The sequence below is a fragment of the Methanobacteriaceae archaeon genome, assembly GCA_013403005.1.
GTDB lineage: Archaea > Methanobacteriota > Methanobacteria > Methanobacteriales > Methanobacteriaceae > Methanobacterium.
On sequence record JACBOA010000004.1, the window covers coordinates 122,514 to 143,860 of the forward strand.

24 protein-coding genes are annotated in these 21,347 nt (G+C 39.1%); 19 read left to right on the plus strand and 5 right to left on the minus strand.

Annotated elements, in window-relative coordinates; genetic code table 11:
• Nucleotides 1–49 precede the first annotated feature (49 nt).
• The gene (locus tag HVN35_04700; GenBank protein ID NYB51840.1) at nucleotides 50–331 is read right to left on the minus strand and encodes a hypothetical protein; all 282 of its coding nucleotides are present in this window, start codon (nucleotides 329–331) and stop codon (nucleotides 50–52) included.
• A 273-nt stretch (nucleotides 332–604) separates the two neighbouring features.
• Between HVN35_04700 and HVN35_04705 the strand changes: the two genes are divergently transcribed.
• Nucleotides 605–1,108 (plus strand): hypothetical protein, encoded by a 504-nt coding sequence (locus HVN35_04705; GenBank protein NYB51841.1) that lies wholly within the window; start codon nucleotides 605–607, stop codon nucleotides 1,106–1,108.
• A gap of 31 nt (nucleotides 1,109–1,139) precedes the next feature.
• A complete protein-coding gene (locus tag HVN35_04710; GenBank protein ID NYB51842.1) occupies nucleotides 1,140–1,463 on the plus strand; it encodes a cupin domain-containing protein in 324 nt (107 codons plus the stop codon).
• A 258-nt stretch (nucleotides 1,464–1,721) separates the two neighbouring features.
• Here the strand turns inward: HVN35_04710 and HVN35_04715 are convergent, their stop codons facing one another.
• Together HVN35_04715 and HVN35_04720 are read right to left on the minus strand one after the other, a co-directional pair.
• Nucleotides 1,722–3,005 carry a homoserine dehydrogenase gene (locus HVN35_04715; protein ID NYB51843.1) on the minus strand — a complete coding sequence of 428 codons (1,284 nt, stop codon included), beginning with the start codon at nucleotides 3,003–3,005 and terminating at the stop codon, nucleotides 1,722–1,724.
• Nucleotides 3,006–3,169: 164 nt separating this feature from the next.
• A complete protein-coding gene (locus HVN35_04720) occupies nucleotides 3,170–4,195 on the minus strand; it encodes a DNA polymerase subunit beta (GenBank protein ID NYB51844.1) in 1,026 nt (341 codons plus the stop codon).
• A 43-nt stretch (nucleotides 4,196–4,238) separates the two neighbouring features.
• On the opposite strand from HVN35_04720, the gene HVN35_04725 reads away from it, so the two are divergent.
• From HVN35_04725 to coaBC, 15 genes are all read left to right on the plus strand, one after another.
• A complete protein-coding gene (locus HVN35_04725; protein ID NYB51845.1) occupies nucleotides 4,239–4,622 on the plus strand; it encodes a DUF296 domain-containing protein in 384 nt (127 codons plus the stop codon).
• Nucleotides 4,623–4,761: 139 nt separating this feature from the next.
• The gene (locus HVN35_04730; protein NYB51846.1) at nucleotides 4,762–5,334 is read left to right on the plus strand and encodes a DUF366 family protein; all 573 of its coding nucleotides are present in this window, start codon (nucleotides 4,762–4,764) and stop codon (nucleotides 5,332–5,334) included.
• 182 nt (nucleotides 5,335–5,516) lie between these two features.
• Complete coding sequence (locus tag HVN35_04735; GenBank protein NYB51847.1) at nucleotides 5,517–5,999, plus strand: 6-carboxytetrahydropterin synthase; 483 nt, start codon at nucleotides 5,517–5,519, stop codon at nucleotides 5,997–5,999.
• Between the two features lie 12 nt (nucleotides 6,000–6,011).
• A complete protein-coding gene (locus HVN35_04740; protein NYB51848.1) occupies nucleotides 6,012–6,713 on the plus strand; it encodes a 7-carboxy-7-deazaguanine synthase QueE in 702 nt (233 codons plus the stop codon).
• A gap of 11 nt (nucleotides 6,714–6,724) precedes the next feature.
• Nucleotides 6,725–7,285, plus strand: a complete 561-nt coding sequence (locus HVN35_04745; protein NYB51849.1) for a CBS domain-containing protein — start codon at nucleotides 6,725–6,727, stop codon at nucleotides 7,283–7,285.
• Nucleotides 7,286–7,287: 2 nt separating this feature from the next.
• Nucleotides 7,288–8,109: a CBS domain-containing protein gene (locus tag HVN35_04750; protein ID NYB51850.1), complete on the plus strand. Its 822-nt coding sequence runs from the start codon at nucleotides 7,288–7,290 to the stop codon at nucleotides 8,107–8,109.
• A 179-nt stretch (nucleotides 8,110–8,288) separates the two neighbouring features.
• Nucleotides 8,289–9,230, plus strand: a complete 942-nt coding sequence (locus HVN35_04755; GenBank protein NYB51851.1) for a CBS domain-containing protein — start codon at nucleotides 8,289–8,291, stop codon at nucleotides 9,228–9,230.
• Between the two features lie 38 nt (nucleotides 9,231–9,268).
• Nucleotides 9,269–10,108 (plus strand): CBS domain-containing protein, encoded by an 840-nt coding sequence (locus HVN35_04760; GenBank protein ID NYB51852.1) that lies wholly within the window; start codon nucleotides 9,269–9,271, stop codon nucleotides 10,106–10,108.
• Nucleotides 10,109–10,125: 17 nt separating this feature from the next.
• Nucleotides 10,126–10,944, plus strand: a complete 819-nt coding sequence (locus HVN35_04765; protein ID NYB51853.1) for a CBS domain-containing protein — start codon at nucleotides 10,126–10,128, stop codon at nucleotides 10,942–10,944.
• A gap of 365 nt (nucleotides 10,945–11,309) precedes the next feature.
• Entirely contained in the window at nucleotides 11,310–12,458 is a 1,149-nt protein-coding gene (locus HVN35_04770) for an RNA ligase (protein NYB51854.1), read from the plus strand.
• 155 nt (nucleotides 12,459–12,613) lie between these two features.
• Entirely contained in the window at nucleotides 12,614–13,423 is an 810-nt protein-coding gene (pheA, locus tag HVN35_04775; GenBank protein ID NYB51855.1) for a prephenate dehydratase, read from the plus strand.
• Complete coding sequence (locus HVN35_04780) at nucleotides 13,416–14,069, plus strand: hypothetical protein (protein ID NYB51856.1); 654 nt, start codon at nucleotides 13,416–13,418, stop codon at nucleotides 14,067–14,069. The genes pheA and HVN35_04780 overlap by 8 nt, the downstream gene beginning before the upstream one ends.
• A 210-nt stretch (nucleotides 14,070–14,279) precedes the next feature.
• Nucleotides 14,280–14,807 carry a hypothetical protein gene (locus HVN35_04785; protein ID NYB51857.1) on the plus strand — a complete coding sequence of 176 codons (528 nt, stop codon included), beginning with the start codon at nucleotides 14,280–14,282 and terminating at the stop codon, nucleotides 14,805–14,807.
• A gap of 596 nt (nucleotides 14,808–15,403) precedes the next feature.
• On the plus strand, nucleotides 15,404–15,904 hold the full coding sequence (locus HVN35_04790) for a transcription elongation factor NusA (GenBank protein ID NYB51858.1): 501 nt from the start codon (nucleotides 15,404–15,406) through the stop codon (nucleotides 15,902–15,904).
• Nucleotides 15,905–16,064: 160 nt separating this feature from the next.
• Nucleotides 16,065–17,210 carry a bifunctional phosphopantothenoylcysteine decarboxylase/phosphopantothenate--cysteine ligase CoaBC gene (gene coaBC, locus HVN35_04795; GenBank protein NYB51859.1) on the plus strand — a complete coding sequence of 382 codons (1,146 nt, stop codon included), beginning with the start codon at nucleotides 16,065–16,067 and terminating at the stop codon, nucleotides 17,208–17,210.
• A 141-nt stretch (nucleotides 17,211–17,351) separates the two neighbouring features.
• On the opposite strand, the gene HVN35_04800 is transcribed toward coaBC, so the two are convergent.
• Both HVN35_04800 and HVN35_04805 read right to left on the minus strand, forming a co-directional pair.
• A complete protein-coding gene (locus tag HVN35_04800; GenBank protein ID NYB51860.1) occupies nucleotides 17,352–18,029 on the minus strand; it encodes a fibrillarin-like rRNA/tRNA 2'-O-methyltransferase in 678 nt (225 codons plus the stop codon).
• 181 nt (nucleotides 18,030–18,210) lie between these two features.
• Entirely contained in the window at nucleotides 18,211–19,416 is a 1,206-nt protein-coding gene (locus HVN35_04805; GenBank protein ID NYB51861.1) for an ATP-binding protein, read from the minus strand.
• Nucleotides 19,417–19,583: 167 nt separating this feature from the next.
• On the opposite strand from HVN35_04805, the gene HVN35_04810 reads away from it, so the two are divergent.
• Nucleotides 19,584–20,486, plus strand: coding sequence for a dihydroorotate dehydrogenase (locus tag HVN35_04810; GenBank protein ID NYB51862.1), 903 nt, complete (start codon nucleotides 19,584–19,586; stop codon nucleotides 20,484–20,486).
• Between the two features lie 50 nt (nucleotides 20,487–20,536).
• A complete protein-coding gene (locus HVN35_04815) occupies nucleotides 20,537–21,331 on the plus strand; it encodes a dihydroorotate dehydrogenase electron transfer subunit (protein ID NYB51863.1) in 795 nt (264 codons plus the stop codon).
• The last annotated feature ends 16 nt before the right edge of the window (nucleotides 21,332–21,347 follow it).

Here is a 21,347-nt window from a genome sequence, read left to right on the forward strand (position 1 = left end):
AAATAAAAAAAGATGTTAAATCTTTATCAAGTCATAATTTAGCTGAATTTTAACTCATTTCAATGGCTCTAATGAGTCTACTTGCTTCATTTTTAAGTTCAACGTCAGTAATATCTCCGCTTTCCCTAACTTTCAGGGCTAACTGCAGTACTTGGGAAACATCACTGGGTTTGAGATTTTCAGCCATCTCAAGATAGGTTTCTCCCTTTTTATCTTCAATCACCACGTCTTTTTCAGCCATCATCTTCAACAGGCCTTTGCAGGTGCCCATAATACTGGTATCTTCCACATTTTCACATTTTTTAAGGAGTTCCTCAGTTTTTTTATCCATGGTATCACCACTATTTAATATGTTTCTAACCTAGATTTAACTGTAACTTAATCTTTGAATCATCGTATGGTACCTAACTCTAACCATATTAATACTATTGCCAACAAAATAATAAGCAGTATCAGGTGGTTGAATAGATTTCTATGAGATTTTAATATGATAAGAATATATATTAAGGGTTTAAATGAATAATCCAGGGTCCATGTAAAGATTTATTGGAAATAAATTTTTATCAATCTAATATTTGGATTAAATTTGTCGAAGGGTGAAACAATGGTATTCCACGGTGATCGCATGGATAGTGTGGTAGTTAAATCTGCTGAAGAAGCTCTTGAAATGGAAAATGTTAATTATGTACTTCCTTTTGTTAAGGAAGAATATGAGGCTGAGTTGAAAGATGCCTTCGAGCGGACCATGGTGGTGAGGGAGCTAAGTGGTGATGCAGCTGAACTGGCAGACTACTGGTTCTTTGAAACTGTGGTAAGATTACATTTATCTGGTAGGGGAATGCCTTACACTGGAATAAAACCAGCTCATCTTAATGGGGAACCAGTTGTAAAAATGGCTGAGATGGCTGTTAAAACTGAAAACTTAAATGATCTTATGAATTTCATCCTGGAATCCGTCAAAGAAGATGTATGGTCCAGATTTGATGATGTGCTCTCCAAAAAAGATTATGATGTCAATGATGTGGATGATGCCCGGGATTATGTTAATGCCCTGATCAACTTCTACATTTACCTGAAAAAATTAATTGAGTTCATGGAAGAAGGTTAAAAATCTTTAATTAAAATGAGAGGTGAACTAAATGTCTGAAGATCTCAAATCTGTTGTAATATTTTTAGAGGAATTGCTTGATTATCAGGAAGGGGCAGTTGTGAGCCGGGAGATAATCCGCAAGGAAACTGGAACTGTAACTATATTCGCTTTTGACAAAGGAGAAGGATTAAGCGAACATACAGCCCCCTTTGATGCTATGGTCCAAGTCATTGATGGAAAGGCAGAGATAACCATTTCCGGTAAAAAGAACATTCTGGAGAAGGGGGATATGATTATAATGCCTGCCAATGAACCTCACGCTCTCCATGCTCTGGAAAGGTATAAAATGATTTTAACTATGATCCGGTCTTGATGTCGCTTTCGGTTAACCAAGACCTATCTTTTCCTAAATCCTTTTTTTTTAAATCTTATTTTTAATCTCTATTTTTGTAATTATAATTCTTTTCATTCTAATTCATTTGAAACTTATTTTATGGTCAATAATTTTTAAAATGAAAGGTGAATCATCTTTAAATTCATTCAAATTTTAAATCATTCAAATTTAACATAAAATAGAATTTTAACTAAATTTGCAACAAAAGTAAAAAAATTAAAAATGTTAAATTGAACCCTAAAGAAGTCTGATTAGATTAATCTCTTCTTTGACAAAATCCTGTTTTTCAATGAGTTTAATGGCTTTACGCATGTTTTTTTCCTTCGCATGATGGGTTACCATGAATATAGGCACGGCTTCACTCTTTATAGCTTTTCTCTGACTTACGGATTCAATGCTTATGTCCAGATCACTTAAAATACCGGATATGGAGTGCAAAACTCCCGGCTTATCCAGGGCTGTTATTCGAAGGTAATATTTGCATTCCACATCACTAATATCCTTCAAAATTTTCACCCGGCTTTTATGGGGTCCATAAGATACTGGTCTTTCCATATCCTGAATAATATCTATACAGTCAGCCACCACAGCACTAGCAGTGGGCATCATCCCTGCACCCGGCCCGTACATCAGCACAGGTCCCACAATATCCCCTTCCAGATAAACTGCATTTAAAACATCGTTCACTGCAGCCAATAGGTGGCTTTTAGGTACCAGGGTGGGATGAACTCTCATTTCAAGTTGTCCATTTTTTATTTGGGCTATGGCCAGTAATTTTATCACACTGTCCAGTTCATCCCTGGCGAACTGAATATCATCGGGTGTGATGTGAGTTATGCCCTCCACATGAAACTTATCCTGAGTAATGTAAGCACCAAAGCCGAGTATGGTTAGAATTATGAGCTTCTGAGCAGTGTCATGTCCTTCAACATCAAAGGTGGGATCTGCTTCAGCATAACCCATTTCCTGTGCCTGTTTCAAAACTACTTCGAAGTCTAAGCCCTCATCGGCCATCTTGGTTAGAATGTAGTTAGCTGTTCCGTTAATAATCCCATAAACAGTTTCAATGTTATTGGCAGCCAGACCATCATTTAAGGGCTGCAAAAGGGGAATCCCTCCCCCCACACTGGCTTCAAAACATATTCTCACCTGGTTTTGACGGGCGCAATCAGTTACTTCCTGCCAGTGTTTGGCTAAAAGGGCTTTATTTGCCGTAACCACGTGTTTACCCTTTTTCATGGCTTTTAAAATGAAACTTAGTGCAGGCTGATAACCACCAACCAGTTCAATAACAATATCAATATCCTCATCCTCCAGGATATCATCCACATTGGTGGAGAGTATCTCTGGGTCTATATCCACGCCACGATCAGTGGTTATGTCCAGATCTACAACCCGTTTAAGATTAACCTTTTTATTCACTTTACCCTCAATCAAGCCAATGTTCTGGTTAAAAGTGGCCACCACTCCGCTTCCAATAGTTCCAAAACCAATAAGTCCGATGTTAACAGTTTCTTCCATCTGAATCATTCCAATCCACTTTAGTCTAAGATATGCATGCAGTTAGTGATTTCTCTGTATTTTATCCACAATTACCTTATATATCTTAAATTGATTTTTTTTAGTCCTTAATCCGTTATTAATCAATCATCTCAATAGTTATCTTATAGTTAATTAGCAATCCTTTAGTTTAATTTCAAATCCTTTAGTTTAATGTATTCTCCTAAAGATTCCCTGGTGGTCCCCACTATAAGGCGATAATGGGTTTTTTTACCCACAACCTTTTCCAGTTTACCACGGGCAATAATGGTTTCTCCTTCCCTAGCCTGGCCTGAATAGGTGTGAGTGAAGGATGCAACTTCATCTAACGAAACTTGGGGGCCATTTAAGATTTTAACATCTTCCACCTGGTAAACTGCAGGGTTATCAAAGGCAGCCAGGGCATCAGAGACAACAGCTTCAATTTCAATGTTTCCACAGGGTTGGTAGGTTTCTTCACCATAGGTTCCGGTGATTTCGTCCCATTCCCTGGTGGCCAGGATATCGAAGAGAGTACCTTCTACCACTCCTCGGTTATTCTTTCTTTTCTCGTACCATTGGAATTCATCGTAGCTCAATGTTGAGTCTTTTATCCGTTTTTCATAAAGTTTAGCCCAATATTCATCTTCAATTGCTTTCAAAGGACTTTTTGAATCATTTTTAATCGATTCAAAGGTTTCAATAGCTTTTCGATGGTTTTCAAGGCCGTAAACCACAAAATCTATATCTGATATCTGGGGATCATATAAGCCTGGTAAAACGGATCCAGAAATCCCTAAATGTTTCAGCTTTATCCCGGCCTGTTCTTGGAAGGTTTCAGCCACTTTAATCACTTTTAAAAGAAGTTCATCCGGTGAAGGGTGGTTAAGTATCTCATAAAGACGATCAACGGGGCTTAAAATCTTTTCTATTCTATTGATAGGCACACCCATCATCTCTACCCCAGTTACTCCACAGTCAAAAAGATAATCTGGGTAAAAATCATTCAAAAAATTATAAGCCTGATTAGAATCTACTTTGGCATAACGGGAACCATTAAGGGTTCTTTCACCCCTGGGATCTGGAATGTAACGTAAAAATGATATTATTCTGTCCTTAGGATGGAGGTAGGTGGTGGTTGCCAAGAAAAGATCATCCTGGGTGTAGATAAAGTCTCGGACTCTGGCTCGCATGCATTAATTTAATGAAGGACAACATTATTAAATATTATTAAATATGATAGTCAAAAGACTAATACCTGGTAAGGACCTCAAAAAGTCCCTGGAAGAAATTAGGGCTCAAAATGATTTTAAATCAGGTGTTATCATATGCATGGTGGGAAGTTTGGACAATACATTTCTGAGAATGGCAGATGAAACTAAAAAACTGATTAAAGGTCCTTTGGAAATAGTATCTGCCACAGGGACTCTGGCCACCAACGGTGTCCATGTGCATTTGGCAGTTTCAGATAGTCAGGGAACCATAACTGGTGGACATCTTCTGGATGGTAGTATAGTGCACACCACAGTTGAATTATGCATAATGCCAATAGAAAAAACTTTCAAGAGAGTTTTTGACCCTAAGACGGGTTATAAAGAACTAGTAATTCTAGATGAGTAACCATTAAATTCAGTAAATTAGGTTAATGCAGATGCTAAAACTAAGGTTAAAATAAGTTTATGTTCTTCAGATTATATTATCATGATTCATATTTGTGGATTAAGATTTCTGTGGGTAAATTTAGAATTTGGTGATTTATTTGAAAATCATAAAAATTGAACCAGGACTCACCTATGATGGAAGTCAGATAAAGCCGATCTGGGCCTTTCAGAACTTGGGGGTGAAGGGTTCCAGTATTGTAAGCTGGATTGGGCCTATGAATATTCAGCCAGATGAATTAATAGATTACGAAGATGTGGGGGTGGAGATAAAATCTGATGAAATGCTCCACTTTATAATAGAACACTTCGATGTTCAACCAGCTGATATCAGACTCTGCTACCACCGGCAACGAATTTTAGTGATGATTGTCCAGGATTTACTCACTGATTTGGGAATCAAAACCCAGAGAAAAGGGGATGATCTTTACTGTGGCAGGGGGAAACTCAGTGTATCCATAGCATCATGTTCAATCAGCAGTATGAAAATCCACTTTGCCATGAACATCACCACCAAGGGAACACCAGAAGATGTGGAAACTGCAGGTTTAATGGAACATTCCCCTGATTTAGATTCTAATAGTATTTCTAAACTGGCAGATGATATCTCAAAGGCATATGTAAATGAAATAATGGATATTGAGGATGATATTGCTAAGACCAGAGTGTTTTAATCCATGATTCCTAAATTTCTAAAAAATTAATAGATTTCAAATTTATCCATAATCCTGGTCAATATGATTTAATTGGTTAAGGGGAAATTTGATTAAAAATAAAGGTCCAAAGAAAAAAATCAGCTAATATTATTGAATTTAGCAGGATTTAAGGTTGAAAATTTTTCAAGAAGGTTTAAAAAATGAAAATTGTCATAAACGGAATACACGCTAATTTAAGATTTGCATCCGCCCATATGATTCCCTGCCATGAATTCTGTGGGGGTATTCATGGCCACTCTTACATTGTGGATGTTAAAGTTGATGGTGAACGGGGAGGAGAGTTTGGATTTGTGGTGGATTTTAAAACAGTCAAAGGACTGGTGAGGGATATATGCAAGAAAATGGATCACAAACTACTCTTACCAGAAAATAGTAAAGCAATAGATTTCAAAAGCATTGAAGATTCGGTAGAATTTTCCATTGGTGATAAGGAGTATAAAATTCCCAGGGAAGATTGTTGTCTCCTGCCTTTACCATCCACTTCAGCAGAGGATCTAGCGGAATACTTTGCTGAGAAACTTTTCCATGAATTATCAAAGCACCACTTGCACATCAAAAGCCTGGAAATCTGCGTAAACGAAGGAATAGGTCAGGGTGCTTATTATACCAAAAAAGCTGAATAATGGGGGATTCATATCAAAGCCCGTATTTCTGAAGTATTCTCCAGTATTCAAGGTGAAGGGAAGCTCATAGGCAGGAGACAAGTATTTGTCAGATTCAGTGGATGCAACCTGAACTGCAACTACTGTGACACCCCTTTAAGCCGCAATCCTGATTATGGTGATGAATTTACAGTTGATACCTTATATGAAAAAATAGATGAACTAATAACTCCTGATTTCCATTCTATTTCACTTACTGGAGGAGAACCCTTATTACACACGGATTTTATTAGGAATTTCCTGGAAAAACATAGTTTACCAGCTCTTTTAGAAACAAACGGGTCTTTACCTTATGAAATAGAAAAATTAAAGGATTTAATCCATTACGTGTCGCTGGATATAAAATTACCGGAACATGAGGCGGTTTCTAACTGGGATGATCTCCTGAATAGGGAAATTGAATCGGTAAAGATATTAATAGAAAAGGGCATAGATAGTTACTGTAAGTTGGTAGTACAGCCCTCCACACCAACGGACACCGTGAGTTCTATAGCCGCCAGAATAAAGGCGGAAATTCCGGATAAATCAAAAATACCAATGTTTATTCAGCCGGTAAGTCCGCTGGAATTATGGGCTGGAAAAACTCATAAATTACTGGAAATTTCTGAGAAGGCAGGAGAACATCTAAGCGTTTTAACCATACCCCAGGTTCATAAGCTTCTTAACCTAAGATAGGAGGTATTGAGATGGAAATGGATACCCAAGTGACTGTACACGACGCCATGACATCAAAGGTGATAACTGTAGACCCAAAGACCAGCATAGCCCAAGCTGCGGCCATAATGAGCCAGAAGGGCATTGGAAGTCTCATTATTAAGAGTGATTCAGAACCAGAAGGACTGGTAACTGAAAGTGATATTATTACTAAGGTTGTCTCCAGGGACATTCAGGCCAGCCAGATAACCGTTGGCGAGGTCATGACCAAAAACCTCATAAAAATCGATCCCGGATGCGACCTCAATGAAGCAGCGAGAATAATGGCAAAAAACAGTATTAGAAGGCTGCCAGTGGTAAATAACGGACTTCTCGTTGGCATATTAACTTCCACAGATGTAATGGCAGTTTCACCAGAACTCACCGAGATACTGGTGGAAAACGCCAGGATGTCTAACCAGATAGATTATGCTTCTGGTGAAAAATCAGTACCCGGGACCTGTGAATTATGTGGAAATTATCTGGACTACCTGGATGAAGTTGATGGAAAATACGTGTGTGATGAGTGCAAAGACGAATTAGAAGGTGAATAATTTTGAACCCGGTGGAGCGGATAATGACCCCAGATCCTGTCACCGTGTCGGTGGATACTCATGCCACCAAAGTTAGATCCATTTTTCGTGAAGAAGGATTACGCACCATACCAGTAGTATCAAAAAACCGGTTAGAAGGCATTATTACTCGTGGAGATATTTTGAACATATCCTCAACCAAATCCAACATTGATGCCCGGGGAATAATGGAACACCCCCGAGTAATAGCCACCCCTGATATGGATTTAACTCATATCGCCCGTGAAATCATGAAAGCAGACACCATATGTGCTCCAGTCGTTGAATCTCAGGATGACATGCATCTGGTGGGAATAATAACTGTATCTGATATTTTAAGGAACTTTCTCTACAACGGTGCCATACCAAGCAATGAACAACTGAAAGAAATCACCGTGTCTGATGTGGTAACCTGCAATTATGATGATCTGATCTCCCAAGTCTGGAAAAAAATGGATGAAACCGGCTTTTCAGGCCTTCCAGTGATGAAAAATAATAAAATCATAGGAATCATCACCAGGATGGACATTATCAATTCTGGAAATGTTAGAATGGCCCTGGAGTCTGAGTCCCATGAAACCAGGGGTTCAGTTAGGGTGGAGAAGATCATGAAAACCCCACCAGTAGTGGCAACATCCCACACCCTTACCCGAGAAGCCGCAGAAATAATATTGGAATATGATATTGGACGTCTTCCAATTGTAAAAAATCCAATATACATAAAAAGAGAACCCCGAAGAGCTAAAGAAGCCGATCTGATTGGTATAGTTTCAAGGGAAGATATTTTATGGTCATATCTCAACTGATATCCTGCCCTTTATCTGGAAAATTATCCCAAAGGGGTGTTAAACTATTTTTAAGTGGTCTCCATATTTTTTCAGATGAACAACTCACTTTTTCAAGACAATCTCCAATTTTAAATGTTATTGTCATTTTTTGACTGAATCACTAAATAAAGTTTATCTCTAATAATAGAGGTGTATAGATGAGAAAAAAACAAACCATAAACCTGGTGAAGTCAATGGATCGCGGTCCATTGGAATTTGAAACCCACGAATCCCAGCATGAGGGAGACGTGATGAGCATAGCAACGAAAAAGGTGGTAAAAGCACCTCAAACCGCCACTATAAAGGAAGCAGCTGAAATAATGGTGAAAAACAAGTTCAGAAGGCTTCCCATAACTGATCCTGGTAGTGAGAAGCTTCTGGGAATAGTTACCTCCATGGATATTCTGGACTTTTTAGGAGGTGGAGACAAGTACAAGATTCTGGAGGAAAAACACCATGATAACTTTCCGGCAGCTATAAATGAGCCAGTGAAGCTGATCATGACTCGTGATGTTGAAACCATCAACACCAAAGACTCCATAACCAATGCTGTAACTAAGATGACCACTAAAGGGGTAGGTGCCCTGCCAATAGTGGATTCAGACCATAAAATAGCAGGCATAGTGTCTGAAAGAGATATTGTGTTATTAATGGCAGGAGTACTCACTGATGAGAAAGTTGAAGACTACATGAACAATAATGTCATCACCACCACTCCTGGAACCCGAATAGAGGGTGCATCAAAGATAATGGTCCGAAACAAACTCCGAAGAATCCCTGTAGTAGGTGAAGAACGTAAAACACCACACCCTGAAGAAGATAAGATAGTAGGCATAGTCACCGCCACTGATATCCTGGAATTTTTAGGTAAAAACAGTGCCTTCCATCACATGGTAACCAACAGTGGTGAAGAAATCCTAAACACCACCATAACCGAGATTATGGAAGTAGAAGTAGTCACTGCCAATCCCATCACCCGCCTGGGAGATGTGTGTGATTTAATGGAAGAGAAAGGTATTGGAGGCCTGCCAGTAGTTCAAAATGGAGAATTACAGGGAATAATAACTGAAAGTGACATATTAAGAGCCGTGAGTTCATAACACGGTTCATTTAAAATTTTTTAGGGGCGAGTAGCATGATGAAAATCGAGGATGTAATGAACGAAGAAGTAATATTAGCCGAAGAAAACGAACAAGTAAGTCACGCCCGAAACCTCATGCTCAAACACGGCTACAGCCGTATTTTAGTGGTTGACCAGGAAGGTAAACCAGTGGGCATATTAACAGAAAAAGACTTGATAAGAAAAATGAGGGCTAACGGACCCCAATGGAAAAGAAGACCCATAGATAAAATATCTATTCGCAGGGTTATGACTCCCAATCCCATAACCATCAATCCCTATCGGGAAATAAGGGAGGCAGTGGAACTTATGATCAAAAATGACATCAGTTCCATACCAGTAATTGATGAAAACGAGGTAGTGGGGATCGTAACTAAAAGTGACCTCATGAACTTCTACCGACAGAAATACGCAGGTAAATGGAAAGTTTCACAGCTCATGACTCGTGAAGTGATAACCGTAAATGAAAATCACAGCATAGGTCATGTAATAAGTATAATGGAAGATAATAAAATAGGTAAAGTCATTGTAATGAGGGATAACGAGCCAGTGGGCATCATAACCTCTGCTAACATATCCTTTGCCAATGTGGAAGATCCTGAAACCGGGGTGAGTGTGGAGAAAATAGCATTCCTGCGCAAAATCGACGGTCAGGAGAAAAGAAATGTCCGTGAGGTGTCTATGGTTACAGCAGGAGATATCATGACCAACCACCTCATAAAAATAAGTTCAGATGAAGATTCCGCTATTGCAGCTGATATAATGGTTAAAGAGGATGTGAGTGGAATTCCAGTGGTTAATGACAATGAACTGGTGGGAATAATAACTAAAACGGATATAATCCGGGGAATCCAGTAAACTGGAGGGTATATAAAATGCATGTCAAAGATATAATGGCTAAAGAAGTTATAGTGGTAGATAAAGACCAGAACATCCACGACGCACTTAAATTAATGAAAAAACACAAAATATCCCGACTACCAGTCATAAACACCAACCAGAACCATCAAAAAGAACTAGTGGGCATTATAACAGAAAAAGACATAGCCATGCGTCTTGGTTCATCAAAATATGGTAATTTAGCACCCTCACACTTCCATGTATCCACAGTGATGACACCCCACCCATTAACTGCTGAAGCTAACCAAACACTGGCAACAGCTGCAGAAACCATGCTAGAAAATGGAATTGGTGGTCTAACCGTCATGGAATCTGGAAACATCATCGGAATGCTCACCAAAAGCGACTTTCTGGACACCTGTCAGGGAAGACCCTTCACTGAAATCACAGTTAAAGAGCGGATGAAAACAGACATAACAACTGTTGGACCGCAGGACAGGCTGGTACATGCTCGCAGACTCATCATCGACCAGGATGTGGGACGATTACCTGTGATGGAGAATGGAGAACTCCAGGGAATGATCACTGCCAAAGACATAGCATTGGCCATGATGTCCTTCCGCAAAGTAGTTCCAGACAAATACAAACCCGCCAGAATCAGGAATCTCCTGGTAGAGGATGTAATGGTTCAAAACGTTAAGACCATAACTGAAGAAGAACCAGTCTCCCAGGCTGCACGTATAATGCTGGATGAGAACTTCAGTGGCCTGCCAGTTACTGGTGATGAGGGAATGACAGGAATAATCACCAAAACTGATTTCCTGAAACTAATAGTTGAACTGGAAAAAGTCTAAGGTAGAATTTTTTAAAGGGAGTGATTCTACTAGAAAAGTCTAAAAAAGAGATCCTTTTAATATACGAAGAGTCTGAAGTAGAAAATTCCAGTGGAAAAGTTGTGGTAGAATATTTCCAATGGAATCTGTATCGGAAGGCTTGGTGGAATTTTTTGGAGGTGTGATTCGCCTCTGAATATTTTGCTAGAAAGTTTAAAGTGGGAATCTAAATAAGCCTATAAACAATGAGAGATTTAAAATCTCCACATTTCAAATTTCCCACTTATATTTTAATTTTTTTTTAAAAAAAGATATTATAAAAAAAGGAATTTTTCCTCGAACATAGTTCTACTACAGGAAATTACTTAAAATTAATATGAAAAATTATGAGAGAGAAAAACATCCCAAACCTTCTCAGTGAGGGAGAAGTATCCAAGATCTTGGATATTCCTCCTCTGAAGTTAGAAGAAGCATACTGGAAGGGAATTATTAAAAAATACCAGAGTCATGGTTTAGAAGCTGTTCAATTCCGGAAAGGATTAGGATCAATAGAACCTGGCACTATGGTCATCGATGGGGACGAAATAGAAGTTATAAGAGGATTTCCCAAGATAAGAAGAACTCTACTGTTGCACCCGGCACTGGAAAAACATTTCCCAGATCAGGTAGCAGTAGAAGAGAAGATGAATGGTTATAACGTTCGCATAGCTTTGGTGAACCATCAAATCATTGCCTTCACCAGAGGAGGTTATATCTGTCCTTACACTACTAAAAAAGCCAATGAAATACTAGATTTAAGCCACTTCTTCCAGGAGCACCCGGAAAAGGTTATATGTGGTGAAATGGTGGGAACCTTAAACCCATATGTATCACATTACTATCCAGAAATAGGAAAACTGGGATTCCGCATATTTGATGTGAGAGAGAAACTCACCAACCATCCCTTACCAGTAATGGTTAAACGGGAGTTACTAAAAGATTATGATCTACAACCCGTGAATCTACTGGGTGTTTTTCCAGTTGAAGAGGCAGCAGGGGAGATAATGACCCTGGTAAGGGAGTTAGGTGAGAACAACCGGGAGGGAGTGGTGATAAAAGACCCCCAGATGCAACTGGAACCTTTAAAGTACACCTCATCCCAAGCCCAAGCATCAGAACTGGAATATGCTCTGAGTTTCCCCTTCGACCTAGCTCAGGCATTTTTGTTCAGCAGGATAATAAGAGAAGGATTCCAAGCCTATGAAATGGAAGAATCCTCCCAACAGCTCAGGGATAGGGCTATGCGGCTGGGAGAGTCCATATTGTACCCCATGCTTGAAACCATAGAACATGTTAAAAGTGGTGAAGTGGCAGCCGAGGATCTGGTAATTGAGGTGGATAGTGAAGAAGAAGCAGAGGAATTCATCCGCCATTTGAGGGATTTGAAGGTAATGGCCACACTGGCTGAGGTAAAAGATGGTAAAGCAGTTATAAGAAGAATACATCAGTCCACTACAGATAAGATGAATAATTATCTTAAAGGCGGATTATATTAATGGAATACTAATCTTAAAAGGAGAATTCTACTAACAAGTTTTTAACCTCTTCTAATTTAAAACTAGTTTATATATCAAAATTTAATTAGAATCAAATTCAGATCACACATAACATTGAATATATATTAATAGCTGGATTTTAAAAAGGTTTATTTATGAAAATAGGATTTTTCGGACCGGCAGGGACCTTCACTGAAGAAGCAGCATCCACCCTAAATGGGGAATTAGTGCCCTATGAAACTATACCTGAAGTCTTTGAAGCAGTCCATGTTGGAGAAGTGGACTTGGGAGTGGTTCCCATTGAGAACTCCATCGAAGGATCAGTAGGTGTAACCCTGGATCTGTTAACCCATCAGTACCTTTTGAAAATAACTGGTGAAATAGTAATCCCCATAAGCCATAACCTACTCATAAATCCTGGTACGGATTTGAAGGATGTTGAATTGGTTTATTCCCATCACCAACCATTATCTCAATGTCGATTGTTTTTAGAAAAAATGGGAGTTAAGACCCAGGCTGTGAGCAGCACTGCAGCTGCTGCTGAGATGATAATCGGCCATAAAAACCTGGCAGCCATTGGCACCAGTCGGGCTGCAGAGATATACGGTCTGAAAATTGCGGCTCGAGATATTCAGGACCATGCCAACAACATGACCCGTTTTGTAGTTATTGACAGGCATGATCATACTCCTACAGGTAAAGATAAAACCTCACTGGTTTTGTGCCTTTCTAAGGATCGTCCCGGAGGACTGTACGAGATACTGGGTGAATTTGCCAGAGAAAATATAAATTTAACCAAAATAGAGTCCAGACCATCCAAGGAAAAACTGGGAAGCTATATCTTCTTTGTGGATTTAGAGGGTCACCGTAAGGATTTAAAAATTATGAATGTTATAAATAATATAAAATCAAAGGTAGGATACATAAAAATTCTAGGATCATATCCTCAAGAAGGAGATGATTAAAATAGTTTTAGATAAGAGAAAGCTCAAAAAAGAATTTGAAGAGCTTGAACGTGAATACAGCAAAGGAAACATATCCAAAAAAGAATATTTTGCCCGTAAAAGAGATTTAGGGCAGAAAATGGAAACCCTGCAAGCAGCAGAACATGTGCGCAGAATGCAGGGTAGAATGGGATCGGAAAAATCCCTGGACTACTGGTCTGATCAACAAGAAGAGGAGAAAAAACTTGCTGATGAGGCTGAAAAAGAGGAAATGTTCAGGAAATACATCACCAATCCAGATTCTATAAAGGATAAAGACATACCAAGCCGTGAATGGTTTGGTAAGAGGGCAAAAATAGGATTGGTTGCTTTTATTATTTTAGCATTCATTGTGGGAACTTCTATGGGGTCTTTGTTTTTCCCCCAGCCATCAGAAGCACCTCAAGTTTCCATGGTGGTAAATTCAAGTGCTTTTCCCCCAGCCAACAACACTACCTCTACCACCAATGTAAGCACCACTAAAACCACTCAAAAAACCCAGACTGTTACTGAAACCACGGAAGCACCTGTTGAGACCACGGAAAGCACTCCGGAGGTCACTCAAAATCCAACTAATACTCAGAGTACAACCTCCAGTACAACTCAAAGTAACTCTGGAAGTGGCTAAATAAGGGATACCATCATATGGTGAATTATCCCTTTTTTTTTATCATGCTTATAATGATATTATTTGAAAATTCATTCCGAGCGAATATGATGATTAAAAAAATGGAATAAGACAACAAATGAACTATTCTCAATGGGAACTACTTAATATGGGAATAATATATTTTTATATGTAATGAAAATAGAATTTATTTTAAATAGGTGTTTTTTTATGAATAAAATTCTCCCCCTAATGGTAACCCTCGTCTTGGTGGTCCTGGTATCTGGATGTGTCACCAACGAGGCAAAAAACAACGTTTCCAATAATTTCACCCAAAACGGTGTTTTTTTCCAATATCCCAGTTCATGGGGTGTGGCAACAGTTACTTCACCCAATGGTGTGGCAGCAGTGGGAGATCCCCTCACTGTAATCAATGGAAACCCCACCACTTCAGTGGTAATACAGAGATACGATAATCCCAATTACTACAATCTTCAAACTGCCTACGAGCAAAACTACGCGAAATTCTTCAACAACACGGGTAAAACCAAGGTATCTGATGGGAATTTCATTCTAAATGGTGTTCAGGTTTTTGAAACAGTATACACCTCTTCAGAATCAGGGGTTTTAAAAAAGTATCGGGCAGTATGGTTACAGAAGGGTAACACTATTTATGTAATATTGGCCAGTGCCAAGGTTGAGGACTACGATGCCCAGCAACCCAATTTTGATATGGTAATTAATTCATTCCAAGCATAAAAGCTAATAATTTTTTTATTCAGTTTTTCGCTGATACTGCAAATATTTTCAACATTTATTGATTTAAATCATTTTATTATAATCATATTTTCTCATAATCATTTAAACAAACTTTATTTAGTCTAGAATCACCTAATCAACTCATCCTTCTCGGGTGTATCAATTGAGTATTTTATTGTTATTAGAGTTTTACTCACATCCAGTTGAGTTTTAGTTATTCACTTGAATTGGATACTTACAGTAAAAAACACAGGGGGTGTTGCATACAAAAATTTTATATGCTAAACCTGATAGAATATGATCTGTTATAATACTATCTTCACAGGGCAGAGTGTGGACAGTTGGTCAATAAATCTGCTTTTATTTTATACAATCCTGTGATCATCCTAATCATGGTAATTTTGAAATTTTAGGCTTGATTCTATCATTTAAGCTAATCTAGGAATTAAAAAAGTCTTTAAACCTTACAATTAGGTGGACACACTATAAAAAACACATGGGGATTGTGAAGGTTGTGAAGGTTTTAATATAATAATTCTTGGTTTCATTAAGAGACCTTTAGGATTATCCACTAATAAATTAAGGAGGAATGGAAAATGGTATTGCCAGTATGCGATGTCTGTTTGAAGAGCGGAATGTTATGTCAGGGTTGTGAGAATAAGCTGAAAAACGGAGAAATCAGTCAGCTTGACTTGGACATTGCAAAAATCCTCTACCGAGTGGGTGATGGTAAAATTGGTTTTAAAAAAACCATTGAGATAGGAGATGTGCTTATCATCATCACTGAAAAAGACCAAGTGGGTAAACTCATAGGTAAGGGAGGTAAAATTGTAAGGGAAATATCCAAAACCGTGGGCAGGAAAGTGAGGGTGGTTGGAGAAAACTCCGATCTTAAAGCTGTAGCCACTGATATAATAGCACCCGCCCGTATTTCAGGGATTAACATTGTATATGGGAAAGATGGGGAAGAAAAATTCAAAATACGCGTCAGAAGAGAGGATTCCCGACGATTACCTGCTAAACTGGATATTTTAAATAGTATTATTCAGGAGTTAACTGGAGAGAAAACACTGGTGGTTATTGACCGTAATAACTGATTTACTATGAATCCTGACTAAATTTAAACTAAATTTATCATGATCTAAGTGGTTAAAAAATGAGGAAATACTAATATTTGTTATTAACCTTTGTATTAACCATGACTTAGAAGTTATAAGAATCGGGGATATTTAGGAGTTCAATGCGGGTTTGGATTATATGAGAATTATACTCTGTGTCACGGGTAGTGTTGCTGCGGTTGAAACAGTAAAACTGGCCAGAGAATTAAAAAGGAAAGGATTCCAAGTCAAATGCTTCATGAGTGACGGTGCCTGTGATATTATCAATCCCTATGCTCTGGAATTCGCCACCGGAGAGAAGGTGATTACCCACCTTACAGGAAAAATAGAGCATGTTAAATACGCTGCTGATGATCTTATTCTGGTAGCACCAGCCACAGCTAATATAATCAGCAAATTCGCATATAAAATTGCAGATAACCCCATCAGCACTTTACTTTTAACTGCCAGTGGTTACGATACTCCCATTATTTTTGTACCATCCATGCACCAGTCCATGTACTTAGCAGTGGATGAGAACATCCAGAAACTTAAAAATCAGGGCACAATCTTCATAGAACCTAAAAAAGAAGAAAACAAAGCTAAGTTCCCTCCAATAGACGATATAGTGCTTCAAGTTGAAAAATCAACATCTGCAGGTGGTCTGGAGGGACGTAAAGTTCTGGTGAGTGCCGGAGGTACTTATGAGGAAATTGATCCCATCCGAGGTATAACTAATCGCAGCTCCGGTAAGATGGGCCTTGAACTGGCAAAAGAAGCCTTCCGTCGTGGTGCTGAAGTTACCATGATTACCGGGAGGATGGAAGTGGCTGTTCCCAGTATATTTAATCAAATCAAAATAGAATCCACCTACCAGATGCAGGAAGAACTCGAAAAAATACTAATAGATCATGATGTGTTCATATCTGCAGCTGCAGTATCTGATTTTACAGTGGAAACCAATGACTCCAAAATATCATCCACTGACCATCTCACCCTTAAACTACAGCCTACCCCTAAAATAATTAATCAGGCCAAAGAACAAAACCCTGCCCTGTACTTGGTTGGGTTCAAAGCGGAGTACGATGTCTCTAGAGATGAACTAGTGGAATCTGCAAGGAAAAGGATGATAGAGTCTGGTGCGGACCTGATGGTGGCCAACGATGTGGCTGAAGAGGGAGCAGGATTCGGCTCAGACCAGAATAAAGTGGTTCTGATTGATGATGAGGTTTGGGATGTACCCTTAAGCACCAAAGAAGAAATAGCACGCCTGGTTGTTGGTAGAATCATAGAAAGGATTATTTAGCATTATGATTCATTCTAGACTATTCATTCAGACTAAATCTTTATTAGTTGTTCTTTCCAGATAAATTATGATCTATATTCTTTATCTGTATCTTTAAAATTTATATTCTTCTTGAAAACATTTAAGAAACTAAATTTTAAACTAAAAAGCAAACTCGCAAACCAGACACCGGTGGTCCTTCTCAAAAGGGTTCAGATCAACCTTCTCCACCACTCTGAATCCATGCTCTTTTAATTTGGAGGCCTCTTCACGGAATATTTGTCTTGGTTTGCGGGTTACATCAATACTACGGGCCTTAACCATGAAAACACCCTGTCCATCGTTAGAAAGAAACATACGCATATTATCCATGAATATCTCAGTTTGATTGGGTTGGGCTACATCAGAATAGATTAAATCCACCTTTTCCATTAATGGTAGGTAGTTCTGGGGTTTGCTGGCGTCTTCCAGTAAAGGTATCATGTTTTCTCTTTCCCTGCAAACGGTTAAAAACTCCCTCATCATGCGTGGTGAGAACTCCACACAGTAAATCAAACCTTCAGTTACGATATCCGAGATATGGGATGGTGTGGTACCTGCCGAAGCCCCTAAGTAAAGAATTTTTGAATCCATCTGTATTTTGAGGTTTTCCAAACCGTTCAGTAGGGCTGCTGCAAGTTTTGAACGTCGAGGATCCCACAGCCTATACTCCACATCCTCATATTCTATCAGTTTCTCCCCGTAAACCCTCAATCCGGGTGTAAAGTTTCGAGTGGCCAGATGACCGTCTATTTCATATATTCCCCTTAATTTATCCCTGATTTTTAGATTATAATCCATTTTTTGCTTTCCTCATACAATCGATTATTTTTATAGTAATTGAAATCTTACCGAAATGGGTCAACTCGAAAATTTTACGTAATCTGGTGTTTTTATAATGGTTCTAATTCAATAATGGTTCCAATATATTCTAATTGAATCATTTTTATAAACATCCTTCAGATATCATTTTATAAGAAATTCAATAAGAATAATCATCTTTCCGGTAACGAAATTTGTCCTTTTTTTTCTTTCTCTTTTTAATTCTCTTCTTTTTAGACTTTTCAGTCCTTTTAGGGAAGGGGTGGTCCTTTTTTATCTTTTCCAATTTCTCTTCAAACCCTTCTTTAATGGAAGGATCCAATTCACCTGAAAAATAGTCCTTCCGCACAGCCAAACTGATCCTGCCTGCTAGCAACCTGGCAATTTTCCCCCTAACCCACCATCTGGAGCCACGCACATCCGGGTGCTGGTATATCAAACCGTGTTTAGGTGGTTTTTCACCAGTTTTAAGATGACGGAAAAGGGCTTTTTCTGCCCCTAAAATCTGCACTGCACTGGAAGGCAGTAGGGCTAATCTTTTAATACCTCCAGTATGGGCAATTAACTTTGCGCCCAATGATGCTCCCAGAAGATCCCTTAGATTAGGTGCAATTTCCTTCATTTTCACATCAACATATTCGGTGGTTGACTTTTTCGAGTCCTGGATGGATTTGATAGTCCTGGCAAATCCTTGAATCACCTCCAGATCCGCTTCAGATAACTCTGCACCCAAACTTTTATCTGAATCAACAATATTCAAACCAAATAAACCTGCATTTAGAATTGATTCACGATTTCCGTATTCAGCCACCAGCTCCACGTATCGGGAATGATCCCTTATTTCATCCATTTCCGGGAAGTGAATGGGATACCATTCCCTAATCCTCTCAACCAGTTTAACTTCAGACTCCTCCAATTCCTCAATGGCCTGGATACCCTGGATGAGTAATAGATCATCTGATTCTGAAGACTCCTTAAGCTTTAGTTCGGTTAAATCTATAGATAACTTACGAATAATATCATTGAACTCACTGGGGGAGTTAATAAAACCAGCTTCAATGAGAAGCTCCCTCAAGTTGGAGCGCAGGTAATCTCCACCTTTACTGGGGATTTGCAATGTGAATTTATGATGATATTTAAGGTTTTGGTAGTGATAGCTGCTTTTATTGGTTTCAATTATGATCTCATCACATATTTTACCAATTCTATCCAGAAAAGTGGTCTCATAGGGGTTCTTATCAACATTCTCTATTTTTCTCCATTGTTCCAGGAGTTCTGCATGTGGGAAAAGTTCATAATCCAGTAGGTTAAAATCATCATCTAAGGCCAAGAAGCCAGCGAAACAACTAACTACATAACACTTCATAGATTTAATGTGTACCTAAGAGGATTTAAACCTTCCAAAAAATGAATTTATTCATAATTTCATTTGGGAGTAATCATTACACATTTAGAATTGTAATATAATTATAAAGCTTTGAGCTACTGGAAATGAATTATGAAGATTAATAACTTCCATACAAAGGTGTGATCATGCTGGAAGTGGAAATATGTGATATTAAAATGAAAAATCCCACAGTTTTAGCTGCGGGGGTGCTGGGAAGCACAGCCGCATCCCTTAACTGGGCTGCTAGAAGCGGAGCTGGGGCGGTGGTAACCAAATCTTTTGGAATGGAACCCAACAAGGGCTACCCCAATCCCACCACTGTAGAGGTGGAGGGAGGTATAATCAATGCCATAGGATTATCCAACCCGGGAGTGGAAAACTTCAGAAAGGAACTCGAAAAACTGGAGGGGAAAGTCCCCCAAATAGCCTCAATATATGGTTCAACACCAGAAGAATTTGCCCACATTGCAAGTAGGGTGGAAAACATGGTGGATGCCTTGGAACTGAACATATCCTGCCCCCATGCCATGGAGGGTTGCGGAGCATCCATAGGTCAGAATCCAGATCTAACCACTCAAGTTGTAAAAGCAGTTAAAAAATCAGTTAAATCACCGGTTATAGTCAAATTAACTCCTAATGTCACAGATATTGTGGAAATTGCCCAAGCAGCAGAAGATGGAGGGGCGGATGCACTGACCCTCATCAACTCCCTGGGTCCGGGCATGAGGATCGACCTGGAAACAGCAAGACCAGTACTCTCCAACCGTTTCGGAGGAATGTCCGGACCTGCCATTAAACCAGTTGCTCTTCACTGTGTGTATCAGGTTCACCAAAGAGTTAATCTACCCATAATGGGGGTGGGTGGTATCATGAATGGTAATGACGTGGTGGAATTTTTATACGCCGGAGCCAGCTGCGTTCAGATTGGAACAGCAGTAATGTACAGGGGAATGGAAGTTTTCAGCCGCATAAACAGCAGCCTTCAGAAGTTCATGACTGATAAAGGTTACCAGACTGTGGAGGAAATGGTGGGTTTGGCCCATGAATAGGAAAACAACCACTTTAATCTAGATAGGATTACTTTTAAGGAGATAGCATCATGAATTTTCCACAGGTAATAAAAATTAATAGGATAATTGAAGAAACACCCACGGTGAAAACTTTTATTTTCCCATGGGAAGTTACTGATGAGACTCCGGGCCAGTTTTTAATGTTATGGAATTTCGCAGATGAAAAACCCATGTCAATCTCCATTATCGATCCAGTTAATGATGAGATAGGTGTTTCAGTTAAAATGGTAGGTACATTTACCAAATCACTGCATAAACTTCAGGAAAATGATAAATTAGGTTTAAGAGGTCCCTATGGAAATGGATTCGAAATAGCAGGTTCACGGGTTCTGGCAGTTGGTGGTGGAATTGGAATGGCACCCATTTCTGCCTTCACCGAGGAAGCCTCACGAAGGGGTGTAGAGGTGGATGTTGTAACTGCAGCCACCACCAAGGGAGAAATACTCTTCCAGGAACGTCTGGAAATCACAGGGGCTAATGTGCTTCCCACAACTGATGATGGTAGTCACGGGTTCTGTGGTTTTGCCACGGAACTGGCAGAGAAACTAATAAAAAATGAAGATTATGATATGATGGTGGTTTGTGGGCCGGAGATAATGATGAAGAAGCTCTTTGCTATATCCAACCGTTACCAGTTACCTGGCCAGTTTTCCCTGGAACGATATATGAAATGTGCTCTGGGAATCTGTGGGCAGTGCTGTGTGGATGATGTGGGCTGGAGAATATGTGTTGAGGGTCCGGTGTTATGGACTGACCAGCTAAAAATGGTAACTGAGTTTGGAAACTACCGGAGAGATTCTTCAGGAATTAAAAAAACATTTTAATTGAGTGATGGAATTT